This window comes from Mycobacterium bourgelatii, from assembly GCF_010723575.1.
GTDB lineage: Bacteria > Actinomycetota > Actinomycetes > Mycobacteriales > Mycobacteriaceae > Mycobacterium > Mycobacterium bourgelatii.
In genome coordinates, this window is sequence record NZ_BLKZ01000001.1 from 1,867,712 (window position 1) to 1,885,494 (window position 17,783).

Below are 17,783 nucleotides of genomic sequence, written 5' to 3' on the forward strand. Positions count from 1 at the left end.
CCCGACCAGGTGGCGATACGCTGTAGGCAACGTGCCCGGCCGGCCGCCGGGCCTGCTGAAATACAAAAAGAAGAGCCGACACACCGGCGTCGCCACCGCCGTCACAGTCGTAACACCAGGCACACTGGTAACAACGTGGGTTTTTGCAAGATGCCAGGAGGGTATGGCCGTGTACCGAGTCTTTGAAGCGCTGGACGAGCTGAGTGCGATCGTCGAAGAAGCCCGCGGCGTGCCCATGACGGCGGGCTGTGTGGTGCCCCGCGGCGACGTGCTGGAGTTGATCGACGACATCAAAGACGCGATCCCGGGCGAGCTCGATGACGCCCAGGACGTGCTTGACGCCCGCGACACGATGCTGCACGACGCCAAGACCCACGCCGACTCGATGGTGTCGTCGGCGACGACCGAGGCGGATTCGATCCTCAATCACGCCCGCGCGGAGGCCGACCGGCTGCTTTCGGACGCGAAGGCTCAGGCGGACCGCATGGTCGGTGAGGCGCGTCAGCACAGCGAGCGCATGGTCGCCGAGGCCCGCGAGGAGGCGCATCGCCTCGCCGCCTCGGCCAAGCGGGAGTACGAGGCCAGTGTCAGCAGGGCGCAGTCCGAATGCGACCGGCTGATCGAGAACGGCAACATCTCCTACGAGAAGGCAGTGCAAGAGGGCATCAAGGAGCAGCAGCGCCTGGTGTCGCAAAACGAGGTGGTGCAGGCGGCCAACGCGGAGGCCACGCGGCTTATCGACACCGCTCACGCCGAGGCAGACCGGCTTCGCGGCGAGTGCGACATCTACGTCGACAACAAGCTCGCCGAGTTCGAAGAGTTCCTCAACGGCACGCTTCGTTCCGTCGGCCGCGGCCGCCACCAGCTGCGCACCGCCGCCGGCACCCACGACTACGTGACGCGATAGTCCGATCCGGGGCTCCCGCGCCGTAGGATTTCCCTATGGCGAGGCATCACAGCCAGACAACACATCGACACCCAACCGGGCAGTTGGCGATCGACGTCGCACGGTTGGGGCGACGCCCAGGAGCCATGTTCACGGTGCAGGACACCGTAGACAGCCCGGCACGCATCGGCGTGGCACTGATCGCGATCCAACGGGGTGCCCCGCTCGAGCGTGACCTGCGGGTGGAGTCGGTCTCCGAAGGCGTCTTGGTGACCGGGACGGTCGCTGCGCCCACCTCCGGTGAGTGCAGCCGCTGCCTGAATCCCATCGAGGGGCACGTGCAGGTCACGTTGACCGAGCTGTTCGCCTACCCGGACAGTTTGACCGAGCGGACCACCGAAGACGACGAGGTCGGGCACGTCGTCGACCAGACCGTCGACCTCGAACAACCCATCATCGACGCCGTCGGCCTCGAACTTCCTTTCTCGCCGGTGTGCCGTCCCGATTGCCAGGGACTGTGTCCGCAGTGCGGCATCGTCCTCGACGCCGAACCCGGCCACCAGCATGACCAGATCGACCCGCGGTGGGCCAAGCTGGCGCAAATGCTCGAACCCGAGAGCCCGGAGCGGGGTGGCCGGTGACCCGACCACGCCAGTCCCTGCTGGATGCCCTCGGTGTCGATCTGCCCGATGACCTGCTCTCGCTGGCGTTGACGCACCGCAGCTACGCCTACGAGAACGGCGGGTTGCCCACCAACGAGCGGTTGGAGTTTCTCGGCGACGCCGTGCTGGGTTTGACGATCACAGACGCGCTCTATCACCGCCATCCCGACCGCAGCGAGGGTGACTTGGCCAAACTGCGGGCCAGCATCGTCAACACCCAGGCGTTGGCCGACGTCGCGCGACACCTCTCCGATGGGGGCCTCGGCGCGCACATGCTGCTGGGGCGCGGCGAGTCCAACACCGGCGGCGCGGACAAGTCCAGCATCCTGGCGGACGGGATGGAATCGCTGCTCGGGGCCATCTACCTGCAACACGGCATCGACGTCGCCCGCGAGGTCATCCTGCGGCTGTTCGGGCCGTTGCTGGACACCGCGCCCACGCTCGGCGCGGGGCTGGACTGGAAGACCAGCCTGCAGGAGCTGACGGCAGCGCGGGGCATGGGTTCCCCGACCTATGTGGTCACCTCGACCGGGCCGGACCACGACAAGGAATTCACCGCGGTCGTCGTCGTCATGGACAACGAATACGGCTCGGGAATGGGCCGCTCCAAGAAGGAAGCGGAACAGAAGGCCGCGTCGGCGGCGTACAAGGCGCTGGAAGCGCTGGAAACCCTGGACGTGCTGGACAGCGCGGGTTAATGCCCGAACTGCCCGAAGTCGAGGTAGTGCGGCGCGGCTTACAAGCTCATGTGGTGGGCAAGACGATCACCGCGGTGCGAGTGCACCACCCACGCGCGGTTCGTCGCCACGAGGCGGGTCCCGCCGATCTGACGGCGCGACTGCTGGATGCCCGGATCACCGGCACGGATCGCCGCGGCAAGTACCTGTGGTTGACGTTGGACACCGGTGAGGACGGACATCCGGCCGACGACCCGGACACCGCACTCGTCGTACATCTGGGCATGAGCGGGCAGATGTTGCTCGGGGTGGTGCCGCGCGCCGACCACGTGCGGATCTCGGCCCTCCTCGACGACGGGACGGTGCTGAGCTTCGCCGACCAACGGACCTTCGGGGGATGGCTGCTGGCCGATCTGGTGACGGTTGACGGCAGCGTGGTGCCCGAACCCGTCGCCCACCTCGCGCGTGATCCGCTGGACCCGCGGTTCGACGCCGATGCGGTGGTAAACGTGTTGAAGCGCAAGCACTCTGAGATCAAGCGCCAACTTCTCGACCAGCAGGTGGTATCGGGAATCGGCAACATCTACGCCGACGAAGCGCTGTGGCGCGCGAAGGTGAACGGCGCGCGGGTTGCGGCCACACTCACCAGACGGCAACTGAGCACCGTGCTCGATGCGGCCACCGAGGTGATGCGCGAGGCGCTGGCCCAAGGCGGGACCTCGTTCGATTCTTTGTATGTCAATGTCAACGGCGAATCGGGCTACTTCGACCGGTCGCTGGACGCCTACGGTCGCGAGGGCGAGAACTGCCGTCGTTGCGGTGCGGTGATGCGTCGGGAGAAGTTCATGAACCGCTCGTCGTTCTACTGTCCCAAGTGCCAGCCGAGGCCGCGCCCGCGGCGTTGAGTTTCTCGGCGGCGGTCTGTTTCGCCGAGGGTGCGTGTTTGTACGGCGACACGCCGGTGAGGCTGGCATTTTGCGCACCCTCGCGCCGGGCGGTAGCGGCCGGATGGCCGCAAGGTAAAAAGAAGCCATGACGGAACTGTGGGTCGAACGCACCGGCACCCGCCGCTACACCGGACACAGCTCGCGGGGCGCGCAAGTGCTCGTGGGCTCTGAGGACGTCGAGGGCGTGTTCACCCCCGGAGAACTGCTCAAGATCGCGCTCGCGGCCTGTAGCGGAATGGCCAGCGACCAGCCGTTGGCCCGCCGGCTCGGCGACGACTACCGGGCCGTCGTCAAAGTCTCCGGTGCCGCCGACCGAGATCAAGAGATCTATCCGCTCCTGCAAGAGACCCTTGAGATCGACCTGTCCGGCTTGTCCGACGACGAGAAGGCGCGGGTGGTCACGGTGGCCGCGCGGGCCATCGACCTGGTGTGCACCGTTGGAAGAACGCTCAAGTCCGGTACCAAGGTCACGTTCGAGGTCGCGGATGTCGCAACAGCCTGAACCGCAGGTGCGGCTGACCGCCTGGGTGCACGGTCATGTCCAGGGAGTGGGTTTCCGCTGGTGGACGCGCTGCCGGGCACTGGAGCTCGGTATGACGGGATATGCCGCCAACCGAGACGACGGCCGCGTGCTCGTGGTTGCTCACGGATCGCGCGAGGCAGGCGAGAAGCTCCTCCAGTTGCTGGAGGGCGGTGGGACGCCGGGCCGGGTGGACAAGGTGGTTGCCGACTGGTCGGAGCCGACTGAGCAGTTCACCGGATTCGTCGAGCGGTGATCGCAAGCGCGGCGTAGCCGGGCGCGCCGGGTCGCCACCAAAGGGCCGAGCCGGGCGCAGCGGGTCGCCGCCATTTGGCCCAGCGCTAGCGGGCGGTCGACTGCAAGACCGGTAGTCTGGCGGGTCGTGTACCTCAAGAGTCTGACGCTGAAGGGCTTCAAGTCCTTTGCCGCGCCGACGACTCTGCGCTTCGAGCCAGGGATCACGGCCGTGGTCGGGCCCAATGGCTCCGGTAAGTCCAACGTCGTCGACGCCCTGGCGTGGGTGATGGGGGAGCAGGGGGCAAAGACGCTGCGCGGCGGCAAGATGGAGGACGTCATCTTCGCCGGCACCTCGTCGCGCGCTCCGCTGGGCAGGGCCGAAGTCACCGTCACCATCGACAACTCCGACAACGCGCTGCCCATTGAGTACTCCGAGGTGTCGATCACCCGTCGGATGTTCCGCGACGGTGCCAGCGAATACGAAATCAACGGCAGCAGTTGCCGTTTGATGGACGTGCAGGAGCTGCTGAGCGACTCGGGCATCGGCCGCGAGATGCACGTGATCGTCGGGCAGGGCAAGTTGGACGAGATCCTGCAGTCCCGCCCCGAGGACCGCCGCGCCTTCATCGAGGAGGCCGCCGGCGTCCTGAAACACCGCAAGCGCAAAGAGAAGGCATTGCGCAAGCTCGACGCGATGCAGGCGAACCTGGCCCGGCTCACCGACCTGACCACCGAGCTGCGTCGGCAACTCAAGCCGCTGGGTCGGCAAGCCGAAGTCGCCCGTCGCGCCCAGACCATCCAGGCCGACCTGCGCGACGCGCGACTGCGGTTGGCCGCCGACGATCTGGTGAGCCGGCGGTCCGAGCGCGAGGCGATCTTCGAGGCCGAGGCCATGATGCGCCGCGAGCATGAGGAGGCGACGGCCCGCCTGGCGGTGGCATCCGAGGAGTTGGCCGCGCACGAAGCCGCGCTGGCCGATCTCTCCCAACGAGCAGAAGCGGTGCAGCACACCTGGTTTGGGCTGTCTGCGCTGGCCGAGCGGGTGGCCGCCACGGTGCGCATCGCCAACGAGCGGGCCCAACACCTCGATGTGGCGCCGGTGACGACCAGTGACACCGACCCCGACGCGCTGGAAGCCGAAGCAGACCAAGTGGCTGCCGCCGAACAGCAGTTGTTGGCCGAGCTGGCCGCTGCGCGCGCCCGGCTGGACGCCGCGCGCGCGGAGTTGGCCGAGCGGGAGCGCGAGGCTGTGGAGGCCGACCGCGCTCATCTGGCGGCGGTTCGGGCCGAGGCGGACCGGCGCGAGGGCCTGGCTCGGTTGACCGGGCAGGTCGAGACCATGCGGGCGCGCGTCGAATCGATCGATGACCGGGTGGCGCGGTTGTCCGAGCGCATCGAGCAGGCCGCCGCGCGCGCGGAGCAGGCCCGCGCCGAGTTCGAGAAGGTGCAGGGCAAGGTCGGGGAACTCGACCAGGGCGAGGTCGGCCTCGACGAGCAGCACGAGCGGACGATGGCCGCGGTGCGGCAGGCCGACGAACGCGTTGCCGAACTACAGGCGGCCGAACGCGGTGCCGAACGCGAGGTCGCCTCCCTGCGGGCCCGCATCGACGCGCTCTCGGTCAGCTTGGAGCGCAAGGACGGCGCCGCGTGGCTGACGCGGAACCACGGCGGCGCAGGGTTTTTCGGGTCGGTTGCCCAGCTGGTCAAAGTCCGCTCGGGGTACGAGACGGCGCTGGCCGCGGTGCTGGGGTCGGCTGCCGACGCATTGGCCGCCGAAAACCCCGACGCCGCACACCGGGCCGTCACCGCGCTCAAACAAGCCGACGGGGGTCGCGCGGCCTTGGTCTTGGGCGACTGGCCTGCCCAAGGCGAACCCGCGCGATTTGCCCTCCCCGGCGGTGCTCTGTGGGCGTTGGACCTGGTCGAGGTGCCGCCTCGGTTGCGGGGAGCGATCACCGCGATGCTGTCCGATGTCGCGGTGGTCCGGGAATTGGCCCAAGCGCTGGAACTGGTGAGTTCGCTTCCCAACCTGCGTGCCGTCACGATGGACGGCGATCTGGTCGGGCCCGGCTGGGTCAGTGGTGGATCCGACCGCAAGCTGTCCACCCTGGAGATCACCTCGGAGATCGACCGCGCCCGTGCCGAATTGAGCCGCACCGAGGAGCGGGTCGCTGAATTGAGCGCGGCCTTGGCCGGCGCGCGGGCCGAGCAAGCCGCGCGGCATGACTCCGCCGAACAGGCGCTGGCCGCGTTGAACGAATCCGACACCGCGATCTCGGCGATGTACGAGCAGCTGGGACGGCTCGGCCAGGAAGCGCGGTCGGCAGAAAATGAGCTGGCTCAGCTGATGCGGCAGCGTGAGGAGCTGGAGTCCGGGCGCGCGCAGACCGTCGAAGAGGTTTCCGAACTCGAGGCTCGGCTGCGCAACGCGCAGGAGACGCAGCAGGTGGACACCGCCGAGCCGATTGATCGGCAGGCGATCGCGGCCGCCGCGGAGGGTGCCCGCAGCGTGGAAGTGGAGGCGCGTCTGGCGGTGCGGACGGCCGAGGAACGGGTCAACGCGGTGCGCGGACGGGCCGATTCGCTGCGCCGCGCGGCCGCCGCCGAACGCGAGGCGCGGGTGCGCGCCGAACAGGCTAGGGCCGCCCGACTGCGCGCGGCCGCGGTCGCCGCAGCCGTTGCGGATTCCGGCCGCTTGCTTGCGGGCCGGCTGAGCGGCGTGGTCGAAGCAGCGTCACGATTGCGCGACCAACTGGCCGCCGAACGCCGTGAGCGGTCCGCCGCGATGTCCGCCGTCCGCGAAGAGACGAACACGCTGAGCGCTCGAGTGGCCGCCCTCAACGATTCGCTGCACCGTGACGAAGTTGCCAACGCCCAAGCGGCCATGCGCATCGAACAGCTCGAGCAGATGGTGCTGGAACAGTTCGGCATGGCTCCGGCCGACCTCATCGCCGAATATGGTCCCGACGTGCCGCTGCCGCCGACCGAGCTTGAGATGGCCGAGTTCGAGCAAGCCCGCGAGCGCGGCGAGCAGGTGGTCGCACCGGCGCCGATGCCCTTCGATCGCGCCACCCAGGAGCGCCGGGCCAAACGGGCCGAACGAGAACTCAACGAGCTTGGCCGGGTCAATCCGCTGGCCCTGGAAGAGTTTGCTGCGTTGGAGGAGCGCTACAACTTTCTGGCGACCCAGCTCGAGGACGTCAAGGCCGCCCGCAAGGACTTGCTGGACGTCGTCGCCGAGGTCGACTCCCGCATCCTGCAGGTGTTCAGCGACGCCTTCACCGATGTCGAGCGCGAATTTCGGGAAGTCTTCACGGTGTTGTTCCCCGGTGGCGAGGGACGGCTGCGGCTGACCCAGCCCGACGACATGCTCACCACGGGTATTGAAGTCGAGGCCCGGCCGCCGGGCAAGAAGGTCACCCGGCTGTCTTTGCTGTCGGGTGGAGAGAAGGCGCTGACGGCGGTCGCGATGCTGGTGGCCATCTTCCGCGCCCGACCGTCGCCGTTCTACATCATGGACGAAGTCGAAGCAGCGCTGGACGACGTCAACCTCCGTCGACTCATCGGGTTGTTCGAATTGCTGCGCGACCAGTCGCAGCTGATCATCATCACCCACCAGAAGCCGACGATGGAGGTCGCCGACGCGCTCTACGGCGTCACCATGCAGGGTGACGGCATCACAACGGTGATTTCCCAGCGGATCCGCGGACAGCAGGTCGATCGGCTGGTCTCGAGCTCCTCCTAACCGGGAAGGATTGTCAGTGTCCGAAGGTCTGTGGATCGCCATCGCGGTGGTCGCCGCCCTGGTCCTCATCGCCGCGCTGGTTTTTGGGCTGGTGCGTTACCGTCGGCGCCGGATCAGGCTGTCCGGCCCTCCTGAGACGAGCGCCATCGACCGCTCCGGCGGCTATAAGGCGTCGTCCGGCATCACCTTCAGCCGAACTCCGACCCTCGAACCGGAACGCATTGACACCAGCGGCCTGCCCGCGGTCGGCGATGACGCCACCATTCCGAGGGATGCACCTAAACGGACCATCTCCGACGTGCACCTGCCCGACCTCGTGCCCGAGGCGCCACCAGAGGCGCCAGAGGCCCCGGCAGAGCCGGAGGTAACCCCGGCGGAGCCCGAGGTAGCAGAGGCGCCGCCAGACGCGCCCCCGGCGCCGCCGGAAGCGCCGACACCACCCGAGGCGCCCGCACCGCCCGCAATCGAGGCGATCGAACCCACCGAGGGCAGGCTGGAACGCCTGCGCGGCCGGTTGGCCCGATCGCAAAACGCGCTCGGCCGCAGCATGCTCGGCCTCATCGGTGGCGGCGACCTGGACGAGGACTCCTGGCAGGACGTCGAGGACACGCTGTTAATCGCCGACCTGGGCCCGGTGGTCACCGAAGCCGTGGTGACGCAACTGCGCAGCCGACTGGCCGCGGCCAACGTGCGCACCGAAGCCGACGCCCGCGCCGTGCTGCGCGACGTGCTGATCAAGGAACTGCAACCCGGCATGGACCGCTCGATCCGCGCCTTGCCGCACGACGACCACCCGTCGGTGCTGCTGGTGGTCGGCGTCAACGGCACCGGGAAGACGACCACCGTCGGCAAACTGGCCCGAGTCCTGGTGGCCGACGGCCGCCGTGTCGTGCTCGGGGCGGCGGACACCTTCCGCGCCGCGGCGGCCGACCAACTGGAAACCTGGGCGTCACGGGTAGGCGCCGAGGTGGTGCGGGGGCCCGAGGGGGCCGACCCAGCGTCGGTCGCCTTCGACGCCGTCGACAAGGGCATCAAGACCGGCGCCGACGTCGTGCTCATCGACACCGCCGGCCGGTTACATACCAAGGTCGGGCTGATGGACGAGCTCGGCAAGGTCAAACGGGTGGTGACCCGCCGTGCCGCTGTCGACGAGGTGCTGCTCGTACTCGACGCCACGATCGGCCAGAACGGGCTGGCACAGGCCAAGGTGTTCGCCGAGGTCGTCGAAATCACCGGCGCGGTGCTGACCAAGCTGGATGGAACTGCCAAGGGCGGCATTGTGTTCCGCGTGCAACAGGAACTCGGGGTTCCGGTGAAGCTGGTCGGATTGGGCGAAGGCCCCGATGATCTGGCTCCATTCGAGCCGGGCGCTTTCGTCGACGCCCTGCTCGGCACCTAGGGATCGCCTGGGTATCGCCCGGGTATATGCCGAGGTGTATGCCCAGGCACACGCCTAGGTGTTCCAAGGTATTACACAGCAGCTTCTACGTTAATTTCCACGAAACATCGCTGCCCCATCCGCGCAACAACTTATGCGCAAGGTTCTGGATCAGGTCACCAGTCATCCATCCTGGGGCCCTCCCGACGCTGACTGGAGGTGAAAGCGAGTGAGTTTCCCGATCCTGGGCCAGCCCGATACGGGCGATACCGCCTGGTTGCTGGCGAGTTCTGCCCTTGTGTTGTTGATGACGCCGGGCCTGGCGTTTTTCTACGGCGGCATGGTGCGTACCCGAAGCGTGCTCAACATGATCATGATGAGCATCAGCGCCATGGGCGTCGTGACCGTGTTGTGGGTGCTTTACGGCTACTCCACTGCATTTGGGGACGACAAGTTCAACCTTTTTGGCGACCCCACCCAGTTCTTCGGACTGAAGGGCCTCATCGGCGGCGACTCCGCGAAAGCTGAAGGGGCCACCGCGGCGGTGGATATCCCGTTGGTCGGGACCCTGCCCGCCACCGTATTCGTCTCTTTCCAGCTGATGTTCGCGATCATCACCGTCGCGCTCATCTCGGGCTCGGTGGCCGACCGGCTCAAGTTCAGTGCCTGGTTGGCGTTCTCGGCGCTGTGGGCGACCTTCGTCTACTTCCCGATCGCGCACTGGGTCTTCGCCGCTGACGAGGGGGTCGCCGAGCACGGCGGCTGGATCAACCGACTCGGGGCAATCGACTTCGCCGGCGGAACGGCGGTCCATATAAACGCCGGTACGGCGGGCCTGGTGCTGGCGATCGTGCTGGGCAAGCGCAGCGGTTGGCCGACCACCCTGTTCCGTCCGCACAACCTGCCGTTCGTGATGCTCGGTGCTGGCCTGCTGTGGTTCGGCTGGTACGGCTTCAACGCCGGTTCGGCGGCGACGTCCAACGGTGTCGCGGGATCGACGTTTGTCACCACCACGGTTGCCACCGCCGCGGCGATGCTCGCCTGGCTCGCCACCGAGCGGATCCGTGACGGACACGCCACCACACTGGGCGCGGCGTCGGGCATCGTCGCTGGCCTGGTCGCCATCACCCCGTCGTGTTCCTCGGTGAACGTGCTGGGCGCGTTGGGCGTCGGCGCGGCCGCTGGCGTCTTGTGCGCGCTCGCGGTGGGGCTGAAGTTCAAGCTCGGCTTCGACGACTCGCTGGACGTGGTCGGGGTGCACCTGGTCGGTGGTTTGGTGGGCACGCTGCTGGTGGGCATCCTCGCCGCGCCGGAGGCGCCGGCCGGTGCCAAGGGCCTGTTCTACGGCGGCGGTTGGGGTCAGCTCGGCAAGCAGGCGATCGGGGCGTTCAGCGTTATGGGCTACTGCGCCGTCGCCACGTTTATCCTGGCCCTTATCCTGAAGTACACGATCGGGCTGCGTCTCGGGGCTGAGCAAGAGGCCGCGGGGATCGACGAGTCGGAGCACGCCGAGAGCGGTTACGACTTCGCGGTCACCAGTGGCTCGGTGCTTCCGCGAGCGACTTTGCCGCCGAGTAGCGTCAACGGCTTGGAAGAGCGGGAGCGAGTGGGCGAGAAAGTAGAGGCGGAATAGAAATGAAGCTGATCACCGCGATCGTGAAGCCGTTCACCCTTGATGACGTCAAGACCAGCCTCGAAGACGCCGGAGTCTTGGGGATGACTGTCAGCGAAATCCAGGGCTACGGTCGGCAGAAGGGTCACACGGAGGTCTACCGGGGTGCTGAATACTCGGTCGACTTCGTGCCGAAGGTTCGCATCGAGGTCGTTGTCGACGACTCCATCGTCGACAAGGTCGTGGACAGCATCGTCCGGGCCGCCCGCACGGGCAAGATCGGTGACGGCAAGGTGTGGGTCAGCCCGGTCGACACCATCGTCCGGGTGCGCACCGGTGAACGCGGACCTGACGCGTTGTGACAGTAGCGTCAGGTTGCTGAACCTCGCTGGACGGGCCGGCCGGGAGTGACAGAACCCCGGCCGGACCAAACCAGAAGCGCCCGCGCGGCAGTCGATTTGGCTGCCGCGCGGCGTGCGCTGTTGGCCGATGATCATCGCGACATGCCGCCTGCCGAGCTGCGGCAGGCGGTGCTCGATTTGCACGAATCCTGGCTGAACGCCAAAGCATCCGAGATCGGCATCACCCCGGACAGCGGCTTCGCGATCGTGGGAGTCGGCGGACTGGGTCGCCGCGAACTGCTGCCACACTCGGATCTCGACCTGGTGCTGTTGCACGACAACAAGCCGGCCGAGGTGCTCGGCCCGGTGGCCGACAAACTGTGGTATCCGTTGTGGGACGCCAACATTCGGCTCGATCACAGCGTGCGCACGGTCGGCGAGGCGCTGGGCACAGCCAATTCCGACCTGACCGCCGCCCTGGGCATGCTCGAAGCACGCCATATCGCGGGCGAAGAGCGGCTCTCGAACGAGCTGATCGACGGCGTTCGACGCCAGTGGCGCAGCGGAATTCGTTCGCGAATGGACGAGCTCGTCGAAATGACCCATGCCCGCTGGCTGCGGCTGGGCCGGATCGCGCACCGCGCCGAGCCCGACCTCAAGTCGGGGCGCGGTGGCCTGCGCGACGTGCAGTTGCTCAACGCCTTGGCGCTGGCCCAACTCATCGACCGGCACGGCATGGCCGCTGCCGAGGTGCCGGCCGGATCGCTGGACGACGCGTATCGCACGCTGCTGGATGTGCGCACCGAACTACACCTGGTGTCCGGCCGCGGCCGTGATCAGTTGCAGGCACAGTTCGCCGACGAGATCAGCGCCGCCTTGGGAGTGGGCGACCGCTTCGATTTGGCGCGCTTGCTGTCTGGGGCCGGTCGCACGATCAGCTACCACGCGGTGACCGGGTTACGAACGGCGGTCAACGCGCTGCCGCGGCGCGGCATCTCGGCTTTGGTGCGCCGACCGAAGCGGCGACCCCTGGACGAAGGTGTCGTCGAGTACGCCGGAGAAATCGTGCTCGCTCGCGAGGCGCACCCCGAGCGTGATCCCGGCCTGGTGCTGCGCGTGGCCGCCGCGGCGGCCGACACCGGTGTGCCGATCGGCGCCGCCACGCTGAGCCGGCTGGCCGAGAAGGCGCCCGAGCTGCCGGTTCCGTGGCCACGGGAGGCGCTGGACCACCTGCTGGTGGTGCTGTTGGCCGGTCCGACCGCGGTGCCGACCATCGAGGCCCTGGACCGGACCGGACTATGGGGCCAGCTGCTACCGGAGTGGAGCGCCATCCGCGATCTCCCGCCCCGCGACGTCTCCCACAAATGGACCGTGGACCGTCACGTCATCGAGTGCGCCGTTCATGCGGCACCGTTGACCACCCGGGTGGCGCGGCCCGACTTGCTCGCCCTGGGTGCGCTACTGCACGACATCGGCAAGGGCAGGGGAGCCGATCACAGCGTGCTCGGTGCCGAAATGGTGTTACAGATCGGCCAGCGCTTGGGGTTGTCGCAGCCGGACATCCAGACGCTGTCGAAGATGGTTCGCCACCACCTGTTGCTGCCCATCACCGCCACCCGCAGCGACCTGAACGACCCGAAGGTCATCGAGTCCGTGACTGAGGCCTTGGGCGGCGACCCGCAGCTGCTTGAACTCATGCACGCTTTGAGTGAGGCGGACTCGAAGGCCACCGGTCCGGGCGTGTGGAGCGACTGGAAAGCCTCATTGGTTGCGGACTTGGTACGCCGCTGCCGGCTGATGATGGCCGGTGAGCCACTGCCGCAAGCGGAACCTTCTGCGCCGCACTACCTTTCGTTGGCGGCCGACCACGGGGTGCATGTCGAGCTCACGTCCGGGGACAGCGAGCGCTTTCACGCGGTGATGGTGGCGCCGGACGAGCGAGGGTTGGTGTCGAAGGCCGCGGCCGTGCTTGCGATGAACTCGCTGCGGGTTCACTCGGCGACGGTCAACACCCACGACGGTGTCGCGATTACCGAATTCGTGGTGTCGCCGCTGTTCGGTTCCCCTCCCGCGACCGACCTGCTGCGTCAGGCGTTCGTGGGTGCGCTGCGCGGCAGCGACGTCGTCGCGACGCTGGAAAAGCGGGACCTCGACGCCGCGAGTTCGGCATCCGCACGGGCCGGAGAGGTGCAGGTCGGGGTGCCCGTGACGCGTTCGACCGCGCCACCGCGCATCCTGTGGCTCGACACCGACACTCCCGGGCATCTCATCCTGGAAATCCGCGCGATGGACCGGACCGGCTTGCTCGCGCTGCTGGCGCGGGCGCTGGAACGCGCCGGATCCGACATCGTGTGGGCCAAGGTCAACACCTTCGGGTCGACGGCCGCCGACGTGTTCTGCGTGACCGTGCCACCCGAGTCCGACGCGCGGCACGCGGTGGAAAAGCACCTGATGGCCGTCTTGGGGGGCCGCGTAGACGTACTCGAGGACGAACCCGTCGGCGACTAAGAGTGCTCGGCGTTGAGCTGCCGTAGGGCTTCGATGCGCGCCTGCACCTGGTCCCGGCTGGCCGCGGCGATCGGCGGACCGCCGCAGCGGCGGCGCAACTCGTTGTGGATCCAGCCGTGCGGTTTGCCGGTGCGGTGGTGAGCGATCGATACGAGCGCATTGAGTTCCCGACGAAGCTCGCGGAGTTGCCCGTGGGTGGTCAGCGGCGCCGCTTCCGTCTGGCCGTGTTGGGACAGCTGGGCCTTGCGTTTCCGTAGCTGCTCATCCTGGCGCCGGTGCAGCAGGGCACGCATCTGTTCGGCGTCGAGCAACCCGGGAATGCCGAGGTAGTCCGCTTCTTCCTCGCTCCCGGCGGGGGTCGCGGTGCCGAACGAGGAGCCATCGAAGATGACCTGATCCAATTCGGCTTCGGCTCCCAGCGATGTGAAGCCGTTGTCGGGGTCGCCGGGCTCCGTCTGGGTGCGGGTGGCCAAATCTTGGTCGAGGGGATCGTCCAGCGTTTCGCGGTGGGGTTTGCCGAGCACGTGGTCGCGTTGGGCTTCCAACTCGCTGGCCAACTGCAGCAGGTTGGGCACCGACGGCAGGAAGATGCTCGCGGTTTCACCGGGTCGCCGTGACCGCACGAACCGGCCGATCGCCTGGGCGAAGAAGAGCGGGGTGGAGGCGCTGGTGGCGTAGATCCCCACCGACAGTCGGGGCACGTCGACGCCTTCGGACACCATGCGCACCGCGACCAGCCATCGGCTCGTGCTCGCGGCGAATTCGCTGATGCGGGCTGACGAGCCGGGGTCGTCGGAAAGCACCACCGTCGGCGTCTCCGAGGTCAGCTTCTGCAGCAGGGCGGCGTAGGCCCGCGCCGCCGTGCGGTCGGAGGCGATGATCATGCCGCCGGCGTCGGGCACATGGGTGCGCAATTGCCGAAGGCGGCGATCGGCGGCGGTGATCACCGCCGGCATCCACTCGCCGGCGGGGTCCAGCGCGGTGCGCCACGCGCGCGCCGTCTGCTCGGCCGAGAGTGGCTCGCCCAGTCGTGCCTCGTGTTCCTCGCCGGCGCTGTCCCGCCAGCGCGCCTGCCCCGAATAGGCGAGGAAGACCACCGGCCGGACCACGCCGTCGGCGAGGGCTTCGGCGTAGCCGTAGGTGTGGTCGGCGCGGGACCGCATAACCCCGTCAGCCTCGGGCTCGTACGTGACGAACGGGATGGGGCTGTCGTCGCTGCGAAACGGCGTGCCCGTCAGGGCGAGCCGGCGGGTGGCGTCGCTGAACGCTTCGCGGATGGCGTCGCCCCAGGTCTTGGCGTCGCCTCCGTGGTGGATCTCGTCGAAGACGACCAGCGTCTTGCGCTGCTCGGTGCGCACCCGGTGCAGGGTGGGATGCGCGGCCACCTGGGCGTAGGTGACGACGACCCCGTGGTAGTCCGGCGACGTTTGCGGGTTGGAGTTGGAGAACTTCGGATCCAGGGCCAGGCCGTACCGGCTTGCGGCGTGTGCCCACTGAATTTTCAAGTGCTCGGTGGGCACGACGATGGTGACCTGCTCGACGACCCGGTCGCCGAGCAATTCGGCGACGATCCTCAAGGCGAAGTTGGTCTTCCCGGCTCCCGGCGTCGCCACCGCGAGGAAATCGCGCGGCTGGGTGCCCAGGTACTTCACCAGCGCGCGGCGCTGCCAACCGCGCAACGGCTGGCCGCCACCGGTTGTCGCATCGACCGAGCTTGCTGGCTGCAGCGACAACAAATACCCCCGTGTGGCTCGATCGTATGCGGCTGTGAAATCTAGCATGCCAACGCTTTTCGGCGCAGTTACGACATGACGGGGCCGTTGCGACGTGGCGGTTCCTTGGACAGGTCGCGCCGGCGGACGCCCGCAAGATATGGCGCACGACCGCCGGGAAGCGCAAGCTACATCTGCATACCTTCGAAATTCACCCTGGGTTCGGGAGGCGCTCGATGACCACAGGTGACGATAGGCACGCGCCAGCTGACAGCGTCCCACCCAGCGGGCAGCGCCCAGCCCGAGCGTCCCGACGGCTCGCCGCCCGTCTGGTCGACGGCGTGATTATCGGCCTCGCCCTGACACCGCTGGCTTATCTCCTGCGCCGGCTGACAGATATCGAATCGGCCGGCTCGCTCGGCCAACAAGTGGTCGCCGGTCTGCTTCTCGGTGTCGGATCCTTTGCTTATTGCGTGGTGTTCGAGGTCAAGCTCGGCTGGACTCCGGCCAAGAAACTATTCGGGCTCGCCGTGCGCGGGCCCGGCGGAGCATCGAAACCGGACATGACACAGTCCGCTGTCCGTAATTCATTCAATTTGCTGTGGATCGTGCCCTCCGCAGTCGGAGCCGTCCTCGTGATCCTCTCCTGGATCGTGATCGCAGACACCATCCACCGCAGCCCGTCCAAGCAGGGAATTCACGACAGGTGGGCGGGTGGCACGCAGGTCGTCAGGCACTAAGCATCAACGCACCACCAGCAGCGCTACGCGAGGAGGTCCGCCGTCTGGCAGCCGGTGCACGGGTCGTCGCGCAAGCTGCCCCGCCGCGGGGACACGTCGACTGCGTCGCCCTCCCGATCACCACGGGGTCCGATCGTGGTGACCCGCTGCGCCCGACTGCATCGGGCTGGCGATCACCACGGGGTCCGATCGTGGTGACCCGCTGCGCCCGACTGCATCGGGCTGGCGATCACCACTAGGCTGGCGTGCGTGTTTGAATCGCTTTCCGACCGATTAACCGGTGTCCTCCAAGGGCTGCGCGGCAAGGGCCGACTGACCGACGCCGATATCGATGCCACCACCCGCGAAATCCGGCTGGCGCTGCTGGAAGCCGACGTCTCGCTGCCGGTGGTCCGGGCGTTCGTCCATCGGATCAAGGAACGCGCCCGCGGCGCCGAGGTGTCCGGCGCGCTCAACCCCGCGCAGCAGGTCGTCAAGATCGTCAACGAGGAACTGATCAAGATCCTCGGCGGCGAGACCCGGGAGCTGGCTTTCGCCAAGACGCCGCCGACGGTCATCATGCTTGCCGGTCTGCAGGGCTCGGGTAAGACGACACTCGCCGGGAAATTGGCCGCCCGCCTGCGCAGCCAGGGCCACACCCCCTTGCTGGTGGCGTGTGACCTGCAGCGCCCCGCCGCGGTCAACCAGCTGCAGGTCGTCGGCCAACGCGCCGGGGTCACGGTATTCGCGCCGCATCCGGGCGCCTCGCCGGAGTCGGGCCCCGGCGACCCGGTCGCCGTCGCGGCCGCCGGTATTGCCGAGGCCAAAGCCAAGCACTTCGACGTTGTCATCGTCGACACCGCGGGGCGACTCGGCATCGACGAGGAGCTGATGGCGCAGGCCGCGGCCATTCGTGACGCCGTCGACCCCGACGAGGTGCTCTTCGTCCTCGACGCGATGATCGGTCAGGACGCGGTCGCCACCGCGCAGGCCTTCGGCGAGGGTGTCGGCTTCACCGGCGTGGTGCTGACCAAGCTCGACGGTGACGCCCGCGGCGGCGCCGCGCTGTCGGTGCGCGAAGTGACCGGCGTCCCAATCCTTTTCGCCTCCACCGGCGAAAAGCTCGAGGACTTCGACGTCTTCCATCCCGACCGCATGGCCAGCCGCATCCTGGGCATGGGCGATGTGCTGAGCCTGATCGAACAGGCCGAGCAGGTGTTCGACGCCCAACAGGCCGAGGATGCAGCAGCAAAGATCGGCGCGGGGGAGCTCACCCTCGAAGACTTCCTCGAGCAGATGCTCGCCGTGCGCAAGATGGGCCCTATCGGCAACCTGCTCGGCATGCTGCCCGGTGCCGGTCAGATGAAGGAAGCGCTGGCCGAAATCGACGACAAGCAGCTTGACCGGGTGCAGGCCATCATCCGGGGCATGACGCCCGAAGAGCGGGCCGACCCCAAGATCATCAACGCCTCGCGCAGGCTGCGTATCGCCAACGGCTCTGGTGTGACCGTGTCCGAAGTCAACCAGCTGGTCGACCGCTTCTTTGAAGCCCGCAAGATGATGTCGTCGATGCTCGGCGGCATGGGCATCCCGGGCATAGGCCGCAAGTCGGCGACGCGCAAGTCCAAAGGCGCCAAGGGCAAGGCGGGCAAGAAAGGGAAGAAGGGCGGACGCGGTCCGACGCCGCCGAAGGTGCGGAGTCCGTTCGGGCCAGGCGCCATGCCGGGCATGCCGGCCGGGTTCCCCGATCTGTCGCAGATGCCCGAGGGACTCAACGAGCTGCCTCCCGGGTTGGCCGACTTCGATCTGTCCAAGCTGAAGTTCCCGGGCAAGGGCTAA

Annotated in this window: 14 protein-coding genes; 13 read left to right on the plus strand and 1 reads right to left on the minus strand. The window is 67.8% G+C overall.

The genetic code is table 11. The annotated features are described in order from the left end of the window. Window positions 1–169 precede the first annotated feature (169 nt). The 11 genes from sepIVA (at window position 170) to G6N68_RS08325 (ending at window position 13,513) form a co-directional block, all read left to right on the plus strand. Window positions 170–907 (plus strand): cell division protein SepIVA, encoded by a 738-nt coding sequence (sepIVA, locus tag G6N68_RS08275; RefSeq protein ID WP_163718348.1) that lies wholly within the window; start codon window positions 170–172, stop codon window positions 905–907. A 35-nt stretch (window positions 908–942) separates the two neighbouring features. Beyond that, window positions 943–1,527, plus strand: a complete 585-nt coding sequence (locus G6N68_RS08280) for a YceD family protein (RefSeq protein ID WP_163710245.1) — start codon at window positions 943–945, stop codon at window positions 1,525–1,527. Beyond that, window positions 1,524–2,246 carry a ribonuclease III gene (gene rnc, locus G6N68_RS08285; RefSeq protein WP_163710248.1) on the plus strand — a complete coding sequence of 241 codons (723 nt, stop codon included), beginning with the start codon at window positions 1,524–1,526 and terminating at the stop codon, window positions 2,244–2,246. Before G6N68_RS08280 ends, rnc begins: the two co-directional genes overlap by 4 nt. Further along, window positions 2,246–3,130, plus strand: coding sequence for a DNA-formamidopyrimidine glycosylase (mutM, locus tag G6N68_RS08290; protein WP_163710251.1), 885 nt, complete (start codon window positions 2,246–2,248; stop codon window positions 3,128–3,130). The genes rnc and mutM overlap by 1 nt, the downstream gene beginning before the upstream one ends. A 127-nt stretch (window positions 3,131–3,257) precedes the next feature. After that, the gene (locus G6N68_RS08295; protein WP_163710254.1) at window positions 3,258–3,674 is read left to right on the plus strand and encodes an OsmC family protein; all 417 of its coding nucleotides are present in this window, start codon (window positions 3,258–3,260) and stop codon (window positions 3,672–3,674) included. After that, window positions 3,658–3,948 (plus strand): acylphosphatase, encoded by a 291-nt coding sequence (locus G6N68_RS08300; RefSeq protein WP_163710258.1) that lies wholly within the window; start codon window positions 3,658–3,660, stop codon window positions 3,946–3,948. Before G6N68_RS08295 ends, G6N68_RS08300 begins: the two co-directional genes overlap by 17 nt. 126 nt (window positions 3,949–4,074) lie before the next feature. Further along, window positions 4,075–7,674, plus strand: a complete 3,600-nt coding sequence (gene smc / locus G6N68_RS08305) for a chromosome segregation protein SMC (RefSeq protein WP_163710261.1) — start codon at window positions 4,075–4,077, stop codon at window positions 7,672–7,674. 16 nt (window positions 7,675–7,690) lie between these two features. Further along, a complete protein-coding gene (ftsY, locus tag G6N68_RS08310) occupies window positions 7,691–9,073 on the plus strand; it encodes a signal recognition particle-docking protein FtsY (RefSeq protein WP_163710264.1) in 1,383 nt (460 codons plus the stop codon). Between the two features lie 208 nt (window positions 9,074–9,281). Beyond that, a complete protein-coding gene (locus G6N68_RS08315; RefSeq protein WP_163710267.1) occupies window positions 9,282–10,685 on the plus strand; it encodes an ammonium transporter in 1,404 nt (467 codons plus the stop codon). Window positions 10,686–10,687: 2 nt separating this feature from the next. Then, a complete protein-coding gene (gene glnB, locus G6N68_RS08320) occupies window positions 10,688–11,026 on the plus strand; it encodes a nitrogen regulatory protein P-II (protein ID WP_036354580.1) in 339 nt (112 codons plus the stop codon). Between the two features lie 45 nt (window positions 11,027–11,071). Then, entirely contained in the window at window positions 11,072–13,513 is a 2,442-nt protein-coding gene (locus G6N68_RS08325) for a [protein-PII] uridylyltransferase (protein ID WP_163710270.1), read from the plus strand. On the opposite strand, the gene G6N68_RS08330 is transcribed toward G6N68_RS08325, so the two are convergent. Further along, window positions 13,510–15,294 (minus strand): DEAD/DEAH box helicase, encoded by a 1,785-nt coding sequence (locus G6N68_RS08330; protein ID WP_163710273.1) that lies wholly within the window; start codon window positions 15,292–15,294, stop codon window positions 13,510–13,512. The genes G6N68_RS08325 and G6N68_RS08330 overlap by 4 nt on opposite strands. A gap of 167 nt (window positions 15,295–15,461) precedes the next feature. On the opposite strand from G6N68_RS08330, the gene G6N68_RS08335 reads away from it, so the two are divergent. Beyond that, window positions 15,462–15,965: an RDD family protein gene (locus G6N68_RS08335; protein WP_163710277.1), complete on the plus strand. Its 504-nt coding sequence runs from the start codon at window positions 15,462–15,464 to the stop codon at window positions 15,963–15,965. 249 nt (window positions 15,966–16,214) lie between these two features. Continuing rightward, window positions 16,215–17,783, plus strand: a complete 1,569-nt coding sequence (gene ffh, locus G6N68_RS08340) for a signal recognition particle protein (protein WP_163710280.1) — start codon at window positions 16,215–16,217, stop codon at window positions 17,781–17,783.